The sequence below is a fragment of the Frigoribacterium sp. Leaf164 genome (genome assembly GCF_001423665.1).
Classification (GTDB): domain Bacteria; phylum Actinomycetota; class Actinomycetes; order Actinomycetales; family Microbacteriaceae; genus Frigoribacterium; species Frigoribacterium endophyticum.
Genome location: NZ_LMOX01000001.1, coordinates 309,986 through 331,170, shown reverse-complemented (window position 1 = coordinate 331,170; position 21,185 = coordinate 309,986). Strand labels below are relative to the sequence as shown.

17 protein-coding genes are annotated in these 21,185 nt (G+C 74.7%); 8 read left to right on the top strand and 9 right to left on the bottom strand.

The window, feature by feature from the left end:
- Nucleotides 1-53: 53 nt before the first annotated feature.
- On the bottom strand, nucleotides 54-5,147 hold the full coding sequence (locus tag ASF82_RS01505; protein ID WP_056052482.1) for a glycoside hydrolase family 3 N-terminal domain-containing protein: 5,094 nt from the start codon (nucleotides 5,145-5,147) through the stop codon (nucleotides 54-56).
- A 172-nt stretch (nucleotides 5,148-5,319) separates the two neighbouring features.
- A complete protein-coding gene (locus ASF82_RS01500) occupies nucleotides 5,320-6,135 on the bottom strand; it encodes an alpha/beta fold hydrolase (RefSeq protein ID WP_056052479.1) in 816 nt (271 codons plus the stop codon).
- Nucleotides 6,136-6,213: 78 nt separating this feature from the next.
- Between ASF82_RS01500 and ASF82_RS01495 the strand changes: the two genes are divergently transcribed.
- Nucleotides 6,214-7,203 carry a diacylglycerol kinase family protein gene (locus ASF82_RS01495; RefSeq protein WP_235491131.1) on the top strand — a complete coding sequence of 330 codons (990 nt, stop codon included), beginning with the start codon at nucleotides 6,214-6,216 and terminating at the stop codon, nucleotides 7,201-7,203.
- Between the two features lie 103 nt (nucleotides 7,204-7,306).
- Here the strand turns inward: ASF82_RS01495 and pgi are convergent, their stop codons facing one another.
- A complete protein-coding gene (gene pgi, locus ASF82_RS01490; protein WP_056052476.1) occupies nucleotides 7,307-9,034 on the bottom strand; it encodes a glucose-6-phosphate isomerase in 1,728 nt (575 codons plus the stop codon).
- Nucleotides 9,035-9,282: 248 nt separating this feature from the next.
- Here pgi and ASF82_RS01485 point away from each other — a divergent pair, with 248 nt between their 5' ends.
- The gene (locus ASF82_RS01485) at nucleotides 9,283-10,245 is read left to right on the top strand and encodes a LysM peptidoglycan-binding domain-containing protein (protein WP_056052474.1); all 963 of its coding nucleotides are present in this window, start codon (nucleotides 9,283-9,285) and stop codon (nucleotides 10,243-10,245) included.
- 58 nt (nucleotides 10,246-10,303) lie between these two features.
- Here ASF82_RS01485 and ASF82_RS01480 read toward each other — a convergent pair whose 3' ends face one another.
- On the bottom strand, nucleotides 10,304-10,744 hold the full coding sequence (locus tag ASF82_RS01480; RefSeq protein ID WP_056052471.1) for a hypothetical protein: 441 nt from the start codon (nucleotides 10,742-10,744) through the stop codon (nucleotides 10,304-10,306).
- Nucleotides 10,745-10,955: 211 nt separating this feature from the next.
- On the opposite strand from ASF82_RS01480, the gene ASF82_RS01475 reads away from it, so the two are divergent.
- The 5 genes from ASF82_RS01475 (at nucleotide 10,956) to ASF82_RS01455 (ending at nucleotide 16,379) form a co-directional block, all read left to right on the top strand.
- The gene (locus tag ASF82_RS01475) at nucleotides 10,956-11,708 is read left to right on the top strand and encodes a cohesin domain-containing protein (RefSeq protein ID WP_056052467.1); all 753 of its coding nucleotides are present in this window, start codon (nucleotides 10,956-10,958) and stop codon (nucleotides 11,706-11,708) included.
- Nucleotides 11,709-11,803: 95 nt separating this feature from the next.
- Nucleotides 11,804-13,633: an amidase family protein gene (locus ASF82_RS01470; protein WP_056052464.1), complete on the top strand. Its 1,830-nt coding sequence runs from the start codon at nucleotides 11,804-11,806 to the stop codon at nucleotides 13,631-13,633.
- Between the two features lie 114 nt (nucleotides 13,634-13,747).
- Nucleotides 13,748-14,395 carry a MerR family transcriptional regulator gene (locus ASF82_RS01465; protein ID WP_056052461.1) on the top strand — a complete coding sequence of 216 codons (648 nt, stop codon included), beginning with the start codon at nucleotides 13,748-13,750 and terminating at the stop codon, nucleotides 14,393-14,395.
- Nucleotides 14,392-15,318 carry an NAD-dependent epimerase/dehydratase family protein gene (locus tag ASF82_RS01460; RefSeq protein WP_056052458.1) on the top strand — a complete coding sequence of 309 codons (927 nt, stop codon included), beginning with the start codon at nucleotides 14,392-14,394 and terminating at the stop codon, nucleotides 15,316-15,318. Before ASF82_RS01465 ends, ASF82_RS01460 begins: the two co-directional genes overlap by 4 nt.
- A 41-nt stretch (nucleotides 15,319-15,359) precedes the next feature.
- On the top strand, nucleotides 15,360-16,379 hold the full coding sequence (locus tag ASF82_RS01455; RefSeq protein ID WP_235491130.1) for a hypothetical protein: 1,020 nt from the start codon (nucleotides 15,360-15,362) through the stop codon (nucleotides 16,377-16,379).
- Nucleotides 16,380-16,383: 4 nt separating this feature from the next.
- Here ASF82_RS01455 and ASF82_RS01450 read toward each other — a convergent pair whose 3' ends face one another.
- Nucleotides 16,384-16,989, bottom strand: a complete 606-nt coding sequence (locus ASF82_RS01450) for a class I SAM-dependent methyltransferase (protein ID WP_056052455.1) — start codon at nucleotides 16,987-16,989, stop codon at nucleotides 16,384-16,386.
- A 248-nt stretch (nucleotides 16,990-17,237) separates the two neighbouring features.
- On the opposite strand from ASF82_RS01450, the gene ASF82_RS01445 reads away from it, so the two are divergent.
- Nucleotides 17,238-17,669 carry a BLUF domain-containing protein gene (locus ASF82_RS01445; RefSeq protein WP_056052452.1) on the top strand — a complete coding sequence of 144 codons (432 nt, stop codon included), beginning with the start codon at nucleotides 17,238-17,240 and terminating at the stop codon, nucleotides 17,667-17,669.
- A 49-nt stretch (nucleotides 17,670-17,718) separates the two neighbouring features.
- Here the strand turns inward: ASF82_RS01445 and ASF82_RS01440 are convergent, their stop codons facing one another.
- The 4 genes from ASF82_RS01440 to ASF82_RS01430 all read right to left on the bottom strand — a co-directional run bounded on the left by ASF82_RS01440 (nucleotide 17,719) and on the right by ASF82_RS01430 (nucleotide 20,994).
- On the bottom strand, nucleotides 17,719-18,339 hold the full coding sequence (locus tag ASF82_RS01440) for a maltose acetyltransferase domain-containing protein (protein ID WP_056052449.1): 621 nt from the start codon (nucleotides 18,337-18,339) through the stop codon (nucleotides 17,719-17,721).
- Between the two features lie 9 nt (nucleotides 18,340-18,348).
- Entirely contained in the window at nucleotides 18,349-19,665 is a 1,317-nt protein-coding gene (nhaA, locus tag ASF82_RS01435; RefSeq protein WP_056052447.1) for a Na+/H+ antiporter NhaA, read from the bottom strand.
- 71 nt (nucleotides 19,666-19,736) lie between these two features.
- Entirely contained in the window at nucleotides 19,737-19,907 is a 171-nt protein-coding gene (locus ASF82_RS15425) for a hypothetical protein (RefSeq protein ID WP_156369882.1), read from the bottom strand.
- A 22-nt stretch (nucleotides 19,908-19,929) separates the two neighbouring features.
- Nucleotides 19,930-20,994: a spore photoproduct lyase family protein gene (locus tag ASF82_RS01430; protein WP_056052445.1), complete on the bottom strand. Its 1,065-nt coding sequence runs from the start codon at nucleotides 20,992-20,994 to the stop codon at nucleotides 19,930-19,932.
- Nucleotides 20,995-21,185: the final 191 nt, after the last annotated feature.

The following is a 21,185-nucleotide window of genomic DNA, read 5'->3' as shown; positions in this document are numbered from 1 at the left end:
CGCCCCGGGAAGGGACGGGGGCCTCCGTCGTCAGTGCGACGTGGCGCGACCGCTCAGTCGTTGCCCTGTCGACGACGGTGACGGAGCGTCAGCCAGGCGCCCATCACGATCATCATGAGGGCCGCGGCGCCGATGCCGACCCAGGCGTCCGAGCCGGTGAAGGCGAGCGGACCGCGGGCGGCGGAGACGCGGCCGGGGCCGTCGGAGCCGCCGGCTCCGGCACCGGGCACCCCGGTGCCGGGCGTGCCGGCTCCGGGCGTCCCGGGCGTGCCCGCACCGGGCGTGCCGGGCGTGCCCGGGTCGCCGGGGCCGTCGGCCGCCAGGACCGTCAGCGTCGCGCGGGCGATCTGCCCCGCGCCCTCGAGCTCGACGACGTGCGCCCCCGGCTCGAGGTCGGCCGGTACCGTGAAGCGCAGGACGCCGACGCCCGAGACCGTCGCGGTCGCGCTGCCGATCGACTGCGGCTCGGAGAACACCGTGCCGGCGAGGGCCTCTCCGGCGACGAATCCGGTGGCCGTGATCGACACCGAGTCGCCCGGGCGGGCGGTCGCGGGGTCGAGCGTGCCGGGCACGATCGCCTTCGTCGGCTCGTCGACCTCGAGGTCGATGCCGAGCACCGCGGCGAAGCCCTGGAGGGCCACGTCGGGCAGTCCGCGCTGCAGCGCGGCCTCGGCGTCGGCCGTGAGGGCGTCCGAGCCGGCCGCGGCCGTGCCGTCGGTCATCGCCGCCTGCGCGAGGTCACGGGCGAGCGACACGAGCACGTCGGCCGTGGTCATCGCCCCGAGGTCGGTGCCGCTGAACGGGCCCACCGCGGCCAGGAGGAGGCGCAGGGCCGCGGCCGGGTCGGTCACGCTCCCGTCGTCGCCCCAGACGTCGGCGTCGAGCAGGGCCTGGACCGCCTCGCGGGCCGCGCCCTCGGGCAGGCCGGCGACCAGCGCCTCCACCCGGTCACGCGCACCGTCGGTGCGGAGGCCCCAGCCGTAGGGGAAGAGCGGCTCGTAGTCGGCGTCGCCGACGTTGATCGGCACCTGGTCGGCGCTGGCCGCCCAGGTCACGGGCAGACGGCCGGCGAAGGGCCGGTCGCCGAAGAGCACGTCGGCGACGCCGGCGCCCTCGGAGCCGGGCAGCGACGAGGCGACCACGGCGTCGGCCTGGCCGACGACGTCGCCGAGCAGCTGCGGCCGGCCCGACACGACGAGCACCACGCAGGTGGCCGTCGCGGCGCAGACCTTCGCCACCGTCGCCTGGTCGGCGGGCGTCAGCGAGAGGCTCGAGCCGTTGTTCGGCACGTCGCCCTGGCCCTCCGCGTACGGGCGCTCGCCCACCACGACGACGCCGGTCTGGTCGGCGCCGATCGGGGCGGAGGCGTCGGGGCTGACGGTCACGGCGGCGTCGGGGGCGACCTCGCGGATGCCCTCGGCGATGCTCGTGCCCGTCGTCGTGTCGCCCGACCCGCCCTGCCAGCTGATCGTCCAGCCGCCCATCTGGCGACCGAGGTCGTCGGCGCTGGAGCCGGCGACGTAGAGCGAGCCCGTCTTCGAGAGCGGCAGCGCGCCTCCCTCGTTCGTCAGCAGCACCTGCGACTCGCCGGCGGCCTGGCGGGCCACGGCGCGGTTCGCGGCGGAGCCGACCCCGTCGACGTTCGTGCGGTCCGCGAAGGGCTGCTCGAACAGGTTGAGGTCGAACTTCTGGGTGAGGATGCGGCGGACGGCGTCGTCGACCCGCGACTGCGACACGGCGCCGGAGCCGACGGCCGCGACGATGCTGTCGATGAAGGCCCCGTAGTTGTAGGGCGCCATCGCCATGTCGAGGCCCGAGTTCACTGACCGCACCGCCTTCTCGGCGTAGGTGCCGCCGGGCAGCTTGTCGATGCCCTCCCAGTCGCTGATGAGGAAGCCCTCGAAGCCGAGGTCGCCCTTCAGCAGGTCGGTGTTCAGGGCGGTGTTCTCGTGCATGCGCACGGGGCCGTCGCCGAGGTCGACCGCCGAGTACGACGGCATGATCGTGCCGACGCCGGCCTGGAGCGCCGGCAGGTACGGGTCGACGTGCAGGCGGGTGAACTCCTCCAGCGACCCGGCCTCGGTGACGCCCTGGTCGATCGGGTAGGCGCCCGTGCCGGCAACCGACTCGTCGTACGTGGTGCCGCCGTCGCCGGCCCAGTGCTTGGCCGTGGCCAGCACCTCGTCGGCGCCGCCGATGTCGGTCGGGTCGTCGCCCTGCAGGCCGAGCACCGACGGGGCCGCGAAGGTGCGGACCAGCGCAGGGTCCTCGCCGAACGACTCGTAGCTGCGGCCCCAGCGCTCGTCGCGCGAGACGCAGAGGCAGGGGGCGAAGGTCCACGGCACGCCCGTGGCGCGCACCTCCTGCGCGGTGACGCGGGCGATCTCCTCCACGAGGGCCGGGTCGCGGGTGGCGCCGAGCCCCGTGTTGTGCGGGAAGATCGTCGCGCCGACCACGTTGCTGTGGCCGTGCACGGCGTCGACGCCGTAGATCATCGGGATCTGCAGACGGGTCGACAGGGCCTCGCGCTGGTACGCGTCGACCATGTCGGCCCAGGCGACGGCGGTGTTGCCCTCGGGCACCGACCCTCCGCCGCTGAGCAGCGAGCCGAGGGCGCGGTCGCTGATGTCGCTCGTCGACGTGAGGCCGAGGCGCTCGGCCTGGGCCATCTGCCCGACCTTCTCCTCGAGCGTCATCCGGCCCAGCAGGTCGGCGACGCGGTCGGCGGTGGGCAGCGAGGCGTCGAGGTACGGCAGGTCGTGCGCGGCGAGCACGACGCGCGGGCCGTCGCCGACCTTCGCCGTGGTCGACGCGAGCGTCACCTGGAGCTCCTTGGCCTCGGCGGCCCCCGCGGAGGCGCGGGTCGCCACGGTGACCGTCTGCTGAGCACCCGAGGCGCTCCCGGCCGGGAAGGTCACGGTGCCCGACGCGGCGTCGTAGTCCGTGCCGGCCACGGCGGTGCCGTCGGCGGTGGCCCAGTCGACGGACACGTCGGAGGCGAGGGGCTCGTCACCGGCGGTCGTCACGGTCAGCGCGACCTCGGCCGGCTGGCCGGCGTCGACGAGCCAGACGTCCTGCGTGGAGTCGACGGTCACCGACGCCGCGGAGGCGGGGGTGCCGTAGAGCTGCGTGTCGTCGATCGCCCAGCCGACGGGTGCCGGAGTGCCCGGCGTGAAGGTGAACGAGTAGCCGAACGAGGCCGTCAGGTCGAGGGTGCCGTTCGTCGTCGCGGCGTCGCCCGGCTGGTAGCCCGACGGCGTGAACGACGAGAAGGGCAGCTCGACGAGCTTCCAGCGCGAGGTGCTGCTGCCCCAGTTGTCCTTGAAGGTCGTGGCCCACAGCTCGCTGGTCTCGGCGGTGTCGCCACCGGCCGGGTCGCCGTCCTTGATCTCGAGCTTGATGTCGGCGCCCGCCGTGGGCGAGGCCGGGTTGTTCGACTGCGACGCGTACCACCAGAAGCGGATGCCCTGGTAGCTCGACCAGTCCTGGCCGTCGGCCAGGTTGTGGCTCAGCCCGCCGTAGCCCCCGGAGGGGATCGAGAACTGCCCCGAGAGCACGTGGTTCTCGGCGTCGCCGCCGCGCTCCTGCACGGTGACCTCGCGGCTGATGGTCGGCTCGGTCGGTGCCGGCGAGCCCCAGGTGAAGAAGCCGACGGGGTCGGCGGTCGTGCTGAGCGGCACGTCGCCCTCGAAGTCCTCGATCATCGTGGCGCGGTCGAAGACGGCGACGTCGTCGACCAGGTACGTGCCGGCGCCGAGCTGCGTCAGCGTCACCGCGAAGCCGGTCGAGGCGGACGGGTCGAAGCGGGTGTCGCTGGTCGGCTGGCCCTTGACGCGCAGGTCGGCGAAGAGCACGCTGACGCGCTTCCAGTCGGTGCTGTCGTCGGTGACGCTCGTCTCGAAGAGCACGCCGCCGTTCTTCAGCTCGTACCGCAGCTGCTGGCCGCTGGCCGCGCCCTTGAACCAGAACGAGAAGCCGTCGGCGTCGCTCCAGTCGGCGGCGGGCTGGTCGTGCGAGAAGCCGTACCAGCTGTCGGGGGCGGTGGGCCCGGCGACGACGGCGCTGAGGGCCTGGGTGCCGGCGGCCCCCTCGCGCTCGGCGGCGACAGTCGAGAGCACGGGCGTCACCGCGGCGCTGGCGCCCCAGCCGAAGTAGCCCGAGGGCACGCCGGCCTCGAAGTCGTCGAGCACCCGGGTCTCGCCGACGTTGGGCAGCTCGCCCGTCGGGGTGAGCGTGACGGCCAGCGACCCGCGCGACCCGACGACGGTCGGCTCACTGGCGTCGGAGGCGGTCAGCTCGACCGTGCGGCGGGGGCTGAGCGCCCCGGTCGAGATCGTCTCGAGCGCGACGGAGGCGGTGGTCTCGCCGGGCGCGAAGGTCACGGTCTCGTCGACGGCCCGGTAGTCGGTGCCGGCGACGGCCGTGCCGCCGGTGGAGCGGACCCGCACGCTGACGGGCTCGTCGCTGGTGCCGGTCAGGCTGAGGCCGGCGGTGAGGGTCTGCCCGGCGGCGACGGTCGCGGTCGCGCGGTCGAAGCTGACGGAGCGGGTCTGCGCCTCGCCGTACACCTGGAGGCCGTAGGCGGAGTAGCCGTACCAGTGAGGCCGCGAGGCGTCCCAGGTCGCCGCCGAGCGCTGCAGCATGCTCACGCGCACGTAGCGGGCGTCCGTGGGCGCCGACAGGGCGACCTCGTCGCGCTGCCCGTCACCGGCGTCGACCGTCTGGGCGGTGGTCCAGCTCTCGGCCAGCGCCGGGTCGCCCGTGGTCACGTCGACCGTGTAGCGCGTCGCGTACGACGCCTCCCAGTCGAGGCCGATCGCGTCGACGCGGGCCACGCCGCCGAGGTCGACGATCACCGAGGCGGTGAACGGGACGTCCTCGTCGGGGCCGTTGCCGCTGGCCCACCGGGTCGTGGCGTCGCCGTCGTTCAGGGCGTCGGCGGGGAAGGTGCCGTCGGCGTCGGACTGCGAGGCCGACGCGGTGACGGTGCCGAAGCGGGCGAGGTCGACCGCGGCGGCGACGGCGCCGAGGGCCGGCAGGCCCGACAGCAGCAGGGCCGAGACGGCGGTGAGGGCCGTGCCGACGGCGACGCGGCGCGTCGCCCTGCCGGCTCGGCCTCGAGGTGGGCGGATGGGGACGACGGTCACGACTACTCCCTTGTAATCACGAGCAGGCGGGCCGGTGCGCACGACATCGTGCGCGGTGGCTCACCAGGGGGGACGTCAGCCCTCACCGACCCCGTGATCGGGGGCCAGGGGCTCGACCGGCTGATCGTATCCACACAGCTCATTCCGAGGCAAGGGGTGGACGACATCGATGTCAGACCTGCGACACGGCCCCTGGGCAGCACCGCCGGGCGAAGTCGACGACCTCACGGCCGACCTCCGCGGCCCGCGAGTGCACGACGTCGTGGACGGCGGCGGGCACGTCGCGCGCCTCGCCGTCGACGACGAGCGCGACGAGCTCGTCCGCCCAGCGGGCGGGCGCCACGGGGTCGTGGCGGCCCCGCAGCACGAGCAGCGGCGCCGCCAGCCCGGGGAGGCGCTCGTCGATCCGGTGACGGAGCATCGAGCGGGTGCCCGCCGCGTACGACAGCAGGCCGCCGCGCAGGTAGTCACGCGTCACCATGGCGCTCGTGAGCGGCGGCTCGCCGAGCATGTCGAGGGCGAGCCGGCGGCCCTGGCCGACGACGCTCGGCGCGACGCGGTCGACGACGGGGCCCACCAGCACCACGCCCGCGACGACGTCGGGGCGACGCAGGGCCATCTCGACGACCACCTGCGCGCCGAGCGAGTGCCCGACGAGCACGACCGGACCGGCGAGCGGAGCCGAGGCGAGCGCGTCGAGCCTCGGCAGCAGGGCCTCGGCGAGCTGCGGGATCGCCAGGCGCCGACCCGGGCCGGGCGAGCGCCCGAAGCCGGGCAGGTCCGGGGCCAGCACGGGCCCGTGGGCGACGAGCGCGGCCGCGAGCCGGCTGAACGAACGGTGCGACAGGCCCAGCCCGTGCACGAGCACGAACACCGGCGCTCCGGGCGGGTGCCGCTCCGGGCCGCGGGCGGACCACCAGTGCGCGGAGGGCCGGTCGGCCGACGGGCCGCCACGGCGGGGGGACGACTCGGCGATGGTGTCCTCCACGGGCGGCTGAGGCAGGGGATCTGCCGTCTGGGGAGTGTACCGGCGGGCGGCCCGGCGCCCTGCACTAGGGTCTCGCCTGTGGAACCACCCCGGCACGACGCTCCGACACCCGCCAGGGCCGCCGTGGTGGTCAACCCGGTGAAGGTCGACGTCGCCGCGCTCCGGCTGCTCGTGGCCGAGCAGGAGGAGCGGCTCGGCTGGGCTCCCGCGACCTGGTGGGAGACGAGCGCGGGCGACGACGGGCGCTCGGCGGCCGAGGCGGCGCTGGCGGCCGACCCGCGACTCCTCGTGGTGGCCGGGGGCGACGGCACGCTGCGCGCCGTGGCCGAGGTCGCCGCCGGGCGAGGCACCCCGCTCGGGCTCGTGCCCGCGGGCACCGGCAACCTGTTCGCCCGGGAGCTGGGCCTGCCGCTCAACGCGCTGCGCTCGGCGGTCGAGACCGCGTTCGGCGGCCGCGACCGCCCGGTCGACGTCGGCACCGTCGAGCTCGGGCGCCCCGACGGGACGAGCACGGGCCACGCCTTCCTCGTCATGACCGGCATCGGCGTCGACGCCCACATGGCCGGGCACACCGACCCCCGGCTCAAGGCCCGGATCGGCTGGCTCGCGTACTCCGACCCGATCGCGCGGAGCGTCTTCGGCAACCGCCAGTTCGACATGACGTACGCGCTCGACGACGAGCTCCCGGTGTCGACCCGCGTGCACACGGTGATCGTCGGCAACTCGGGGACGCTGACCGCGGGCATCCTGATGATCCCGGACGCCGTCGTCGACGACGGGCTGCTCGACGCCGTCGTGCTCCGCCCCGGGCGCGGTCCGGGGTGGACGTACATCGGCTACCGGCTCGCCTTCAACCGCCTGCTGCACCGCACCGGCATCGGCCGTGTCGTCACCCGGTGGAGCCCCCGGCCCCGCTCGATGCGCTTCGCCCAGGCGCGGGCGATGCGCGTGCAGCTCGCCGCCCCGCAGGAGATCCAGATCGACGGCGACCCCCGCGGCCTCGTCAGCGAGGTCGCCATCACGGTCGCGCACCACGCGCTGACCGTGCGCGTGCCGCCCGCGGGCTGAGCCCGGCGGGGGCCGACGACACGGCCCGGACGCAGGAGGCGCGGTGCAGGTCGAGCCTGCACCGCGCCTCCCCCGGGCCCTCGCCCGGTGACCTCGTCGCTCGCTAGTCGCGCAGCTCCAGGTACTTCGCGATCAGCGCGCCGGTCGAGCTGTCCTGCGCCTCGAGCGCGGCGACGTCGCCGTCGACCGCCGGGGCGATCTGCAGCGCGAGCTGCTTGCCGAGCTCGACGCCCCACTGGTCGAACGAGTCGATGCCCCAGATCGTGCCCTCGACGAAGACGATGTGCTCGTAGAGCGCGATCAGCTGGCCGAGCACGCTCGGGGTCAGCGCCGGGGCGAGGATCGACGTCGTCGGGCGGTTGCCGCTGAAGACGCGGGCGGGCACGACCGCCTCGGCGGTGCCCTCGGCGCGGACCTCGTCGGCCGTCTTGCCGAAGGCCAGGGCCTTCGACTGCGCGAAGAAGTTCGCCATGAAGAGCGCGTGCACGTCCTGGCCGGGCTCGACCGTGCTGCCGTCGCCCGACTCGTCCTTCAGGGGGTGCGCCGGGTTGGCGACCGCGATGAAGTCGGCGGGCACGATGCGGGTGCCCTGGTGGATGAGCTGGTAGAACGCGTGCTGGCCGTTCGTGCCGGGCTCGCCCCAGAAGACCTCGCCGGTGTCGGTGGTGACGGGCGAGCCGTCCCAGCGGACGCTCTTGCCGTTCGACTCCATCGTGAGCTGCTGGAGGTAGGCGGGGAAGCGGTGCAGGTACTGCGAGTAGGGCAGCACGGCGTGGCTCTGCGCGCCGAGGAAGTTCGAGTACCAGACGTTGAGCAGGCCCATCAGCACGGGCACGTTCTGCTCGAGCGGAGCGGTGCGCATGTGCTCGTCGAGGGCGTGGAAGCCGGCGAGGAACTCGCGCCAGGCGTCGGGGCCGATCGCGATGACGACCGAGGTGCCGATGGCGGAGTCGACGGAGTAGCGGCCGCCGACCCAGTCCCAGAAGCCGAACGCGTTCTCGGGGTCGATGCCGAACGCGGCGACCTTCTCGAGGGCGGTCGAGACGGCGACGAAGTGCTTCGCCACGGCGCCCTTCCGAGCCTCGTCCGTGTCGTCGAGGGCGCCGGCGGCGGCGAGGCCGCGCCAGAGCCAGTCGCGGGCGAGACGCGCGTTGGTGAGGGTCTCGAGCGTGCCGAAGGTCTTCGACGCGACGATGAAGAGGGTGGTCTCGGGGTCGAGGCCGACGGTCTTCTCGGAGACGTCGGTGGGGTCGATGTTGGAGACGAAGCGGACCTCGAGGCCCTGCTGCACGTAGGGCTTGAGCGCCTCGTAGACCATGACGGGGCCGAGGTCGGAGCCGCCGATGCCGATGTTGACGACGGTCTCGATGCGCTTGCCGGTGACGCCGACCCACTCGCCGGAGCGGACCTTCTCGGCGAAGGCGTAGACCTTGTCGAGGGTGGCGTGGACGTCGGCGTCGACGTCCTGGCCGTCGACGACGAAGCCGGCCGCGGGGACGAGCTCGGCACCGTCCTTCGGGCGGCGCAGGGCGGTGTGCAGCACGGCGCGGTCTTCCGTGACGTTGATGTGCTCGCCCGAGATCATGGCCTGGTAGCGCTCGGCGACGCCGGTGTCGGTGGCGACCTGGAGGAGGTGCTGGAGGACCTCGTCGGTGACGAGGCCCTTGGAGAGGTCGACGGTGAGGTCGGCGGCCTGGAAGGTGAGGCGCTCGGCACGGTCGGCCTCGGCGTCGAACCAGGCGCGGAGGTCGGGCGAGAAGCCGTCGGCGATGCGGGCGAGCTGCTGCCACGCCTCGGTCGAGGTGGGGTCGACGGGAACGGATTCGGTCACGGGTGGTCCTCCTGGAGCGGATGAGCGGTACGGCCCGCGGGAGACGCGCCGTCGCGTGACGGACCGGGCCCAACTCTATTGCTCCGCTCCGCCGTGCGCCCCGCCTCGTCCGATGTGGGACGGGGGCTTGCGCACGCGGGCGCCGGCGCGAGCGCGAGCGCTGCTGCGGTGCGGCGCGGGTGCAGGGGGCGGCGCTGCTCGCGCCCGGCCCGCGGACCCCCCTAGGCTGGCCCGAGGGGGAACGACAGATGGACGACAGCACCACCACGGGCAGCACCACCACGAGCACCGAGGCACCGCTGCGCGGCCGAGGCCGCGTGATCGCGATCGTCGGCGGCGTCGTCGCGGTCGCGACGATCGCCATCGGCGCGGTCGGCTGGGCCCTCTGGCCCGGCGAGGCCGAGCCGACGCCCGTCAGCACCGCCACGCGCACCGCCCAGGCCCTCGCGCCGAGCACGCCCTCGCCCACGCCGACCGTCGCGACCGCCACCGGCTCGCCGACCCCGCGCCCCGCGACGGCGCCGCCGGCCGACCCCGCCGTCCCCGCACCGTTCGTCACGCCCGTCGCCGCCGGCACGGTCGTCTCCGAGGGCGACGTCCGCTCGCCGAAGGGCAGCGTCGCCTACCACTGGCGGGCGACCGCGAACGGCGACGACACCTTCTCGATGGAGTACTCCGGCTTCACCTCGACGCTGCCCGTGCCGGTCGGCGCGACCCTGATCGAGATCGCGCCGAGCGTCGGCGACGGCCTCACGGCGCACGGCCCGGGCGACCTCCAGCTCGGCGGCCCCACGACGGAGCCCGCCCTCGCCACCTCGACCCTGCTCGGCACGAGCACGCCCGGCTACCTCGGCACGCTGGTCACCTACTCCGCCGCCACCGACGGAGCCGACCTGCCCGTCGAGATCGGCCCCGAGAAGGTGCTCGCCGTGACGCCCGTCACGTGGTCGGTGCCCGGCCGCCAGACGAACATCGTCGTCGCCGACTCGGGCTCCGCCGACCTCGCGACCGGCACCGTCGTGTCGTCGACGCCCGCGGGCGGCCCGCGCGGCTACCTCGTCGCGGCGGGCGACACCATCGACGCCGTCGCGGCACGCTTCGGCATCACGCCCGCGGCGCTCATCTACCTCAACGCCGGCCTGCTCGTCACCGGCGACCAGCAGTACCTGATCTACGGCAACACGATCAACCTCGACCCCGACAGCGTCTGACCCCGACGGCGTCCGCCCCTGCCACCGCCGGGGCGCTGCCGCCGCCGGTGCGCGCCCGTCAGTCGCCGGCGGCGCGTCGGACCAGGGCCCCGAGGGAGGCGCGGGTCGCGTCGTCGACGCCCGTGACGGCGTACGCCGTGGGCCACATCACCCCGTCGTCGAGCTGCGCGCCGTCCTGGAACCCGAGGGTCGAGTACCGCGTGCCGAACTTGGCGCCGGGCTGGAAGAAGACGACGGCCTTGCCGTCCTCCCGCGCGTAGGCGGGGAACCCGTACCAGGTCTTGGGGCGCAGGCTCGGCGCGTGCTCGGCGACGATCTCGTGCACCATCTGCGCGATCGGCTGCTCGACCTCGGTCATCGCGGCGATCGCGGCGAGCGCGTCGGCCTCCTCCGCCGCCGCCTTGTCGGCGAGCTTCTGGCGCTTCGCCTCGACCCGCAGCTCGGCGGCGCGCTGCTTCATCGCGGCGCGCTCCTCCTTGGTGAAGCCGTCGTCGGCCATGTCGTCTCCTGTCTGAGGGGGGCGTGCCGCCCGCGCTCATGGTGACAGGCCGGGCAGAGGCGCACAACGCCGCCCGTCGCCCCGCGCCTCGGCCAGACGTAACGAACCCGAAACGGAGCTGAGCGTGAGCCGGAAACACGCCCTGGATACCGTTCGAGCCTCCTGCACACCACCCTCCGCCGCTCCTCCCCATGAGAAGGACTCCCTCCCGATGAAGCCCCTCCGTCGGCGCCTCCCGCGCGCCCGCAGCTCCGCGACGGCCGTCGCCCTGGCCCTCGCCGCGGTCGCGCTCGGCGCCTCCCCCGCCTCCGCCGCCCCCGTCCTGGCCTCGGCCACCGTGACGGCCCCCGCGACCGCCACGGTCGGCGACGTCGTCGACGTCTCGGTCGTGCTCACCGGCACCGCCGACGTCTACGCGTACGACCTCGAGCTCGGCTTCGACGACGTCGCCCTCGACTACGTCGCCGACAGCGCCACCTCGCCGAGCGGCGGCTTCGACGACGTCCAGGTGGCCGACGGGTCGCTCTCGATCCTGCACACGCGGCTCGGCAGCTCCCCGGCCCTGACCGGCGACCTCACCGTCGACCTGCAGTTCACCGCGGTCGCCGCGGGCGGCGCCGCGGTGTCCCTCGACTCCGTCGAGCTGATCGGCGCCGACGGCAGCAGCCTCGTGGTCACGCCGACGGCCTCCGCCGTCGTCGCGGTCGCGGCCGCGCCGGTGGCCCCGCAGCCGTCCGCCAGCCCGACGGCCGGCGCGCCCGCGCCCTCGGCCAGCCCCACCGCCGCGACGCCCGTCACGGGCGCGGCCGCCGGCCGCCCGACCGCCACCGGCTCCCGCGACGACCTCGCGTTCACCGGCTCCGACAGCTGGCTCCTCGTGGCCGGCGGAGCAGGGCTCCTCGTGCTGGGCCTGCTCGTCGTGGCCGCGGTCGCCCTCCGTCGCCGTGCGGCGGCGACCCGATGAGCGCCCGCGACCGGGCCGGGCTGCCGGCCCGCGACTCCCACGCTCCCCTCGCCCCCGCGACGCCCTCGTCGCCGTCACCCCGGAGACTGCCCGCCATGACCCCTCGCCGACGCACCGCCACGGTCGCCGCGACCTCGATCATCTCGGCCCTCGCCGTCGGCGGGCTGGTCGTCGCGCCCGGCGCCGCCGCCGACGACGCGCCCGTCGCGGCGTTCCTCGCGCCGTACTACACGGAGCTCGACCTCACGGGCGACGACCAGGTCACCGCGGCCGACCTCGAGCTGGTCTCCGCCGCCCTCGGGGCCACGTCGCCCTCCGCCGAGTTCGAGGCGGTCGCCCCGGCCGACGTCGACGCCGACGGCGTGATCACCGTGGCCGACGTCGCCGCGGTGTCGCAGCGCGCGATCTACGACGACGGCGAGTTCCAGCTCGTCGAGGCCAGCGCCGTCGACATGCAGGCCGCGATGAACGCGGGCGTCGTCAGCTCGGTCGACCTCACCACCGACTACCTCGCCCGCATCGCTGCGTACGACACCGCGAAGGTCGACCCGGCCGCCGACGGGCGCCCGCTGCACTCGATCATCACGACGAACGACGAGGCCCTCGCCGCGGCCGCCGCGGCGGACGCCACGCGCGCCTCACAGGGCATGACGAGCATGCTGCTCGGCGTGCCGATCGCCGTGAAGGACAACTACGACACCCTCGACATGCCGACCACGGCCGGTTGCGGCTGCTGGGACGCGAACCAGACCGACGACGACGCGACCATGGTCGCGGGGCTCCGCGACGCCGGCGCCGTGATCCTCGCCAAGGCCAGCCTCGACGAGTTCGCCTACGGCTTCGCCTCGGAGTACACCGCGGGCCAGCCCGCCGGGCAGACGACCATCGTCGCCAGCCCGTACGTGACGAGCCGCACCGCCGGCGGCTCGAGCGGCGGCACGGGCGCGGCGATCGCCGCGAACCTCGCGGGCATCGGCTTCGGCACCGACACGGGCGGCTCGATCCGCATCCCGTCGTCGTACAACCAGCTCGTCGGCGTCCGGCCCACGGTGGGGCTCACCAGCCGCACCGGCATCGTGCCGCTGGCCCTCAGCCAGGACACCGGCGGCCCCCTCGCCCGCAGCGTCACCGACGCCGCGATCGCGCTCGACGCGGTCACGGGCGTCGACGCGAGCGACCCCGTCACCGCCGAGCAGCAGGGCCGCGTGCCGACCTCGTACACGGCCGCGCTCGACCCGACGGCGCTCGAGGGCACCCGGATCGGCTACGTCGCCTCGATGGTCAGCACCGACGCGACGACGCAGCGGCTCTTCGCCGCGTCGCTCGCGACCCTCCGGGCCCAGGGCGCCACGGTCGTCGCGGTCACGCCGCCCGCCGGGTTCGCCCGGGTGCTCTCCGAGTCGAGCGGCAGCACGAACGAGTTCGCGCACGACCTCGCCGCCTACACGCGCGACCACCTCGCCCCCGAGGTCACGGCGCGGACGATCCCCGAGATCCAGGCGTCGGGTCGGTACGTCCAGTCGCGGGCCAGCATCTACACGGCGCGCGCCGCGGTGACCGAGGCGCAGTACCAGGCCTGGGCCGGCCCGACCGGGTCGCACACGACGCAGATCGCCGCGGGCCAGCAGCTCGTCACCGCCATGCTCGACGGGGGCGACCTCGACGCGCTGATCTACCCCTCCGCGGTCGCGTACAACTCGTTCAGCACCAACATGCGCCTCAGCCCCAACACGGGCATGCCGGCCGTGACGGTGCCGATGGGCCAGGCGATCGCGGCCGACGCGACCGTCACGGGCGCGGGCGTCAACCTCGAGTTCCTCGGCCGCGACTACGACGAGTCGACCCTGATCGGCCTCGGCTACGCGTTCGAGCAGGCGACCCACGCCCGCACGTCGCCGGCGCTCTACGGTCCGCTGACGAAGTAGGCGCGAGCAGCCTGCGGGAGGCGCGGTGCGGGGAGACCTGCACCGCGCCTCCTCGTCGTCGACGGGGGTCGCCACCCCTTGTGCCGCACGAATGGATAGCGCTACTCTCCGATAGTGCGCATATCCGAACTCGCCCAGGAGGCGACCACACCGCTCACGGCGGTCAAGTACTACCAACGCGAGGGGCTGCTGCCCCCGGGCGAGAAGACGGCCCCGAACCAGACCTCGTACGACGACCGGCACGTGCGGCGGGTGCGCCTCGTCCGGGCCCTGCTCGAGGTCGGGGGCCTCTCGGTCGCGGCCACGAAGGACGTCCTCGCCGCCCTCGACGCCGACGACGCCCCGCTGGCCGAGGCGTTCGCCGCGGCTCAGCACGCGATGAGCTCGCCCCGGGCGCACGACGCCGCGCCGAGCCCCGCGGCCCGCGAGCGCGTGGCCGCGCTGACGAGCGCCGCCGGCTGGGCGACGACCGACGAGAACCCCGGGCTCGACGCCGCCGCCCGCGCCCTCGACGGGCTGGCCACGATCGACTTCGAGCCCACCGACGACTACCTGCAGGCGTACCTGACCGCGGCGGCGACGGCCGCCCGGGCGGACGTGGAGGCGCTGGGCGGCCGGCACGACCGCGACGACGTCGCGGAGCTGATGGTCGTGGGCACCGTGCTCGGCGACCCGCTCTTCGCCGGCCTGCGCCGCCTCGCGCACGAGGACGTCACGCACGACCTCTTCCCGGTCGCCGACCAGGACGGCCGACGCTCGTGAGCGCGTCGCGGCACGTGCTCCTCGGCGGCCACGGCGTCGTCGGGCGGGAGACCGCCCGCGCGCTCCGCGCCCGCGGCCACGACCCGGTCACGGTCGGCCGACGCCCCGTCACGGAGGGGGACGGCAGCTCGGTCGTCGCCGACCTCCTCGACGGCGACGACGTGCGCCGCGCGCTGCGCGGCGCGGACGTCGCCTACCTCGTCGCGGGCCTGCCGTACTCGACCCGCACCTGGCGCGAGCAGTGGCCGACCGTCGTCCGCCACGCCGCCCGGGCCGCCCTCGACGAGGGCGTCCACCTCGTCCACCTCGACAACGTCTACGCGTACGGGCCGGTCGACGGCCCGATGACGGAGGAGACGCCGCTCCGCCCGACCAGCCGCAAGGGGGCGGTGCGGGCGGAGGCGCTCGGGCAGCTCGACGCCCTCCGCAGCCGCGGGCTGACCGTGACGACCGCCCGCAGCGCGGACTTCTACGGCCCCGGCGCCGCCACCAGCGCGTTCCAGGGATTCGTGGTCGACCGCGTGGTGGCGGGGAAGCGGCCCACCTGGCTGCTCGACGCCGACCAGCCGCACTCGCTGACCTACACGCCCGACGTCGGCGACGCGCTGGCCGTGCTCGGCACCGACGAGCGCGCCCGGGGCCGGACCTGGCACGTGCCGACGGCACCGCCCCTGACCGGGCGGGAGTGGGGCGAGCTCGCGGGCGTCGCGCCCGACCGGATGTCGGTGATGAGCCTGGCGACGCTCCGCCTGGGCGCGCTCTTCGCGCCGGCCGCGCGCGAGACGCTCGAGCTCACGTACCAGAGCACGGCCCCGTACGTCTTCGACTCGAGCCGCGCCTCCCGCGAGCTCGGCCTCACCGCGACCCCGGCGTCGGTCGGCGTCGCCGCCACGCTCGAGCACGCCCGAGCGGTGGCCCGGTGAGCGCCGGGCTGCGCCGGGCCGTCGCCTGGCACCCTCCGCTCATGGCGCTGGCCGCGGTGATGGCCGTGTGCGCCGTGGCCTGCGTCGTCGGCCTCGTGGTCGACCCCCGGACGATCCTCGGCGCGCCCGCGTGGGCCAAGCCGCTCAAGTTCTCGCTCTCGATCGGCCTCTACGCGGTGACCTGGGCGTGGCTGATCGCGCACCTGCCGCGTCGCCGGGTGCTCGCCGGGCGCCTCGGCACGGTCATCGCCGCGACGCTGCTCGTCGAGCAGGTGCTCATCGTCTGGGCGGTCGCCACCGGCACGACGAGCCACTTCAACGTCTCCGACGGCCTGCACGTCGTCGTCTGGGGCACGATGGCCGTCGCGATCACGGTCATGTACCTCTGCACCTTCATGACGTCGCTGATGCTCGTCGGCCTGCGCTTCCCCACGCCGGCCCTCACTATCGCCGTCCGGGCAGGTGCGCTGATCGCCCTCGGAGGGATCGGCGTGGCCTTCCTCATGACCGGGCCGACCGGGGCCCAGATCGCGAGCCCGACGGGCATCGTCGGGGCCCACGCCGTGGGCGTCGTCGACGGCGGGCCGGGGCTGGCCCTGCTCGGGTGGAGCACGGTCGGCGGCGACTACCGCGTCGCCCACTTCGTCGGCATGCACGCCCTCCAGGCCCTGCCGCTCGCGGCGCTGCTGCTCGGCGCGCTCGGGCGGCGTGTGCCGCTGCTGGCGTCGCCGGTCGTCCAGCTCCGGCTGGTGCTGGTGGCGGCGGTCGCCTACGGGGCGGCGACCGTCCTGCTCGCCGTGCAGGCGTCGCTGGGGCAGTCGGTGGTCCACCCGGCGGGCGCGGTCGCGGTCGCGGCGTGGACGATCGCGGGCGCCGCCGTGGCGGTCGCCGCGGTCGTCGCGGCGCGGGGCGGTCGCGGCGCGCGCGGCGCACCCGGCGGCCCGTCAGCCAGGATGCGCTCTCTACCGGGTCGCAGCCCTGCCCCGCGGAGCACGGGTGGAGATCGAGTTCGTCGCCGCCGCCGTCGGAGCGTGAGGAAGGCGCGGCGAGGGCCCGCCTGACGCCTCAGCCCCGCGAGCGGGCCAGCACCGCACCGTGGGGGCGCGGACCCTCCGGCGAGCCCGTCCGGGTGTGCGTCTCGGCGACCTCGAAGCCCGCCGCGCCGAGCTCGTCGGCGAGCCAGCCGACCGGCCAGCGCCAGGCGGTCACGACGGCGTGGTCGAACTGCTCCAGCCGGTCGCCGACGAAGAAGCCGACGAGCAGCCGCCCGCCGGGGCGGAGGGCCCGGGCGGACTCGGCGAGCGCGCGACCGACCGCCGCGGGCTCGTGGTGGATCAGCGAGTACCAGGCCAGGACTCCCCCGAGCGTCCCCGCCCCGTCGGGCAGGGCGTCGACGCTCGCGACCGTGAAGGGCACGGAGGGGTGGACGGCGCGGGCGTGCTCGACGAAGGCCGGCACCTGGTCGACGCCCCGGGCGTCGGCGCCGAGCCCGGCGAGGTGGGCGGTCCAGTGCCCGGGCCCGCACCCGGCGTCGAGCAGGGGCCCGTCGACGTCGGCGGCCCACGCCTCCACCAGCTGGCGGTCGGACGGGTGCACGGACGACATCGACCCGAGGTGCTCGGCGTACTCGGCGGCCCGGCGCGAGTACGCGTGCTCGACGTCTGAGGTCATGCGGGGAGCCTACGAGGAGGCGCGGCGCGGCGCAGCGGAGCGAGACGGCTGGGCCCCCGGGCAGGACGGTCCAGGAAGGCTGATCCACTCCGGAGTGGATCAGCGGATCCGGACCACGACTCCCGCTCGTCGCACGTGGTCGCACCCCGCCACGCCTCCGGCGCGCTCCCGGCACGCCCCAGATCGGGGTGTGGCACCGGGTGCCGGGATGGGGCAGGCTCGGTGAGCACCTCTCTCGGAAGGACCCCGTGCTCTCGCTCGTCTACACCAGTGCCGCCCGCACCCCGTTCTCGGACGGCGACCTCGCCACCCTGCTGATGAACAGCCGCGCCAACAACCGTCGCCTGGGTCTCTCCGGCTTCCTCATGCACAAGCAGGGCCGGTTCGTCCAGGTGCTCGAGGGGCCCGAGGAGGCCGTCCAGCAGCGCTACGCGCTCATCGCCGCCGACCCCCGCCACACCGACCTCGACGTCCTGCTCCGCGAGACCATCGACGAGCGCCGCTTCGGCGCGTGGACGATGGGCTACCGCGCCACGACCGACACCCTCGTCGACGAGATCCCGGGCTACGCCGACGTGTCGGGCGCCTCGCTCGACGTCGCGCGCTCGCGCCCGGACCTCGAGCCGTCGGTCCGGTCGCTGCTCGACTGGTTCCGCGCCCCGCTGCCGGCCGGCGCCTGAGGCCCGACCCGCGACTCCTCGGGAGCCCTGCTCCCCCGGGCTGCCGGCCTCAGAGCGAGCGCGGCTCGCGCCAGCGGTGGTCGCGGTCGGCGTCGGTGACCTCACGGAGGACCCGCGCCGGCACTCCCCCGACGACGACCATCGGCGGCACGTGGGCCGTCACGACGGCCCCGGCCGCGACGACCGAGCCGGCGCCGACCGTCACGCCGGGCAGGATGACCGCGCCCGCGCCGACCCAGACGTCGTCGCCGAGGTGGACCGGCGCCGAGAACTGGCTGCCGTCGCGCCGCACCTCGGGGTGCACCGGGTGCCCGGTGGTGCTGATGGTCACGTTCGGCGCGATCATCACCCGGTCGCCGACCACGACGGCCACGTCGTCGACCACGGTCAGGCCGAAGTTCACGTAGACCTCGTCGCCGAGCACGACGTTGTCGCCGTAGGCCACGTGCAGCGGGGGCTCGACCCAGACCCCGGTGCCGACCGAGCCGAGCATCTCGTCGAGGATCTCGCGGCGGCGCTCGGTCTCCCGCGGCCGCGTCGCGTTGTAGTCGTACGCGAGCTCCTTGCCGCGCACGCGCCGCTCGGCGAGGTCCTCCAGGCCCGGGCCCCCGTCGGTGTACAGCTCGTGGGCCGCCATCCGGCGGCGGACGTCGTCGTCGCGCTCGTTCATCGGGCCAGGCTACGGGGCGGTGACGCCCTGCTCGGTCCGGTGGCGCTCGTGCCAGCGGCCGCGCGCCGACAGCACGACGCCGCCGAGCACGGCTGAGATGAGCGACCCGACGAGCACGCCGACCTTGACCACGTCGTCCTGCTCGCTGCCGGTGCCGTAGGCGAGCTCGCCGACGAGCAACGAGACGGTGAACCCGATGCCCGCGACGAGCGAGAGGCCGACGACGTCGGGCCAGCGGAGGCTCGGGTCGAGCTTGATGCCGGGGAGGCGCGTCACCAGCAGCGAGGCCCCGGTGATGCCGACCGACTTGCCCACCACGAGGGCGACGACGATGCCGATCGCGACGCTGTCGCGGAGCGACTCGGTGAGGCCCGAGAAGCCGCCCACCGAGACGCCCGCCGAGAAGAACGCGAAGATCGGCACGGCGACGCCCGACGAGATCGGGCTCCAGCGCTCGGCGAAGTGGTGCGTCAGCGCGTGGCGCTCCTCGTGGCCGTCCGCGTCGACGTGCGTCACGCTGGCCCGCCGAGTGGCGATCGCCGGCACCAGGAGGCCGAGGGCGACGCCCGCGATCGTGGCGTGGATGCCCGACGCGTGCACCAGGGCCCACGCGACGACGCCGAGCGGGATGAGCAGCCACCACGAGCGGACCCCGCGGCGCACGAGCACGGCGAACGCGGCGAGCGGCAGCAGGGCGAGCAGGAGCGGCACGACCGCGATGCCCGCCGTGTAGAAGATCGCGATGATGGTGATGGCGATGAGGTCGTCCACCACGGCCAGGGTGAGCAGGAAGGTGCGGAGCGCCGGCGGCAGCTTCTTGCCCACGACCGCGACGACGGCCACCGCGAAGGCGATGTCGGTGGCGGCGGGGATGGCCCAGCCCTGCAGCGCGTCGGGCCCGGCACCGATGTTGATCGCGGTGAAGATCAGCGCCGGCAGGGCGACGCCGCCCACGGCCGCGGCGATCGGCAGGGTGGCCACCCGGGGGTCGCGCAGCGAGCCGGCGACGAACTCCTGCTTGAGCTCGAGGCCGACGACGAAGAAGAAGATCGCGAGCAGGCCGTCGGCGGCCCAGGTGCCGACGCTGAGGTGGAGGTGCAGCGCCTCCGGGCCGAAGGTGGTGTCACGGACCTGCGCGTAGAACGAGCCGGCCGGGCTGTTCGCGATGACCAGGGCGAGCACGGTCGCCCCGAGCAGCAGCAGGCCGCCCGTGGTGTCACGGCTGACGAAGCGCGAGAGGCGCTGGGCCCGGGAGGCGGGCGCGGCCGAGGGCGAGGGCGGCGTCGAGGAGGCGGGGGCGGGGGCGGGCGTGGCGGAGTCGGGCACGGTGTCCTAGAGGGGTCGAGTCGAGCGGTGACGGGTCGGGGGGCGACCTGCCGGGCTCGGGGCCCGCAGGTCTACGCCGCTGGCGGCGGGCAGCCGGCGATCTCGCCGTGGGCGTTGCTGCCCCAGAGGCTCATCCAGCCGTTCGTGCCGCAGGTGCGCTTCGTCAGCACCAGGCGGTTGGGGAACGCCTGAGCCCGCACGCGCGCACGACGGCACGACGACGAACTGAGGGAGGCGGACACGACGACAAGGGTACCTCCCCGGTCAGAAGGCGTACCGGATGCGGCACCACGGCGCGACCTCGGCGACGAGCGCCGTGAGGGCGGCGACCCCCTGTGCCTTGAGGTCGTACCGGTAGCGCAGGTTCTCCGCCCCGTTCTCGGAGGTCTTGGCCTCCTGGAGGTCAGGGCGCCAGATCAGCTCCTCGCCCCTCGGGTGCCAGCGCTCGTTCACCTCGTGCAGGGCGGCGTTGTGCGTCAGGAAGATCATCTCCGCCGCCGCCTGCTCCTTGGCCGCCGGCGACAGCACGTCGTCGACCTCCCGCAGCAGCTCGCGCCAGTCGTCGAGCCACCCCGGCGTCATGATCACCGGCGAGAAGTTGAGGTGCACCTCCCACCCCGCCGCGACGAAGTCGTTCACCGCGGCGATCCGCTCGCTCATCGGGCTCGTGCGGAGGTCGGTGACCTTGGCGACCTCCGCCGGCATCAGCGAGAAACGGATGCGCGAGCGGCCCTGGGGGTCCCAGTCGAGCAGGTCGCGGTTGACGTACTTCGTGGCGAACGAGGCCTTGGCCGTCGGCGTCATGCGGAAGAGCTCGCAGACGTCGCGCACGTTCTCGGCGAGCAGCGCGTCGACCGAGCAGTCGCTGTTCTCGCCGATGTCGTAGACCCACGCCTCGGGGTCGCACTGGTTCGGCTCGGTCTTCGGGCCCTGCTTCTGCACGTGACGCGCGAGGTGCCGCGAGATCTGCTCGACGTTCGTGAAGAGCGTGACGGGGTTGCTGTAGCCCTTGCGCCGCGGCACGTAGCAGTAGACGCAGGCCATCGCGCAGCCGTTCGCCAGCGACGGGGCGATGAAGTCGGCCGAGCGCCCGTTCGGCCGGGTGACGACGCTCTTCTTGACGCCGAGCACGAGGGCCTCGGTCTTGATGCGCACCCACCGGCGCACGTTCGCCTCGTCGCCGTGCACCTCGGGGATGCGCCAGTGCGACTCGACCGGCACGACCGTGGCCTCGGGCCAGCGCCCGATGATCTCCTGCCCTCGGGGCGAGGCCGCAGCCTCGGGCTCGGCGTAGATGCGACGGACGTCGAGCAGCGGCGAGGGAGTCATCGCCCCTTGTCTACCCGGCACCCCCGACAGCAGAGGGTGACGATCACTCGACGCCGAACGACCGGCTTGCCGATCGCGGCGGGGCCACTGCTAAGGTAAGGCTCACCTAAGGCCGACCACGGGTCGCTCCGATCACGAGCGCCCCTCCGACGCGGCGTGCTCCCGAGCACGCCCTCCCGGAGCGTCGAGCC

Excerpts from the sequence above, each read along its gene's own strand:
- ASF82_RS01455 (WP_235491130.1), top strand. The coding sequence starts at position 15,360 with ATGGCGCTGGCCGCGGTGATGGCCGTGTGCGCCGTGGCCTGCGTCGTC.
- ASF82_RS01485 (WP_056052474.1), top strand. The coding sequence starts at position 9,283 with ATGGACGACAGCACCACCACGGGCAGCACCACCACGAGCACCGAGGCA.
- ASF82_RS01440 (WP_056052449.1), bottom strand. The coding sequence starts at position 18,339 with ATGAACGAGCGCGACGACGACGTCCGCCGCCGGATGGCGGCCCACGAG.
- ASF82_RS01480 (WP_056052471.1), bottom strand. The coding sequence starts at position 10,744 with ATGGCCGACGACGGCTTCACCAAGGAGGAGCGCGCCGCGATGAAGCAG.
- ASF82_RS01450 (WP_056052455.1), bottom strand. The coding sequence starts at position 16,989 with ATGACCTCAGACGTCGAGCACGCGTACTCGCGCCGGGCCGCCGAGTAC.
- ASF82_RS01470 (WP_056052464.1), top strand. The coding sequence starts at position 11,804 with ATGACCCCTCGCCGACGCACCGCCACGGTCGCCGCGACCTCGATCATC.
- ASF82_RS01475 (WP_056052467.1), top strand. The coding sequence starts at position 10,956 with ATGAAGCCCCTCCGTCGGCGCCTCCCGCGCGCCCGCAGCTCCGCGACG.
- ASF82_RS01430 (WP_056052445.1), bottom strand. The coding sequence starts at position 20,994 with ATGACTCCCTCGCCGCTGCTCGACGTCCGTCGCATCTACGCCGAGCCC.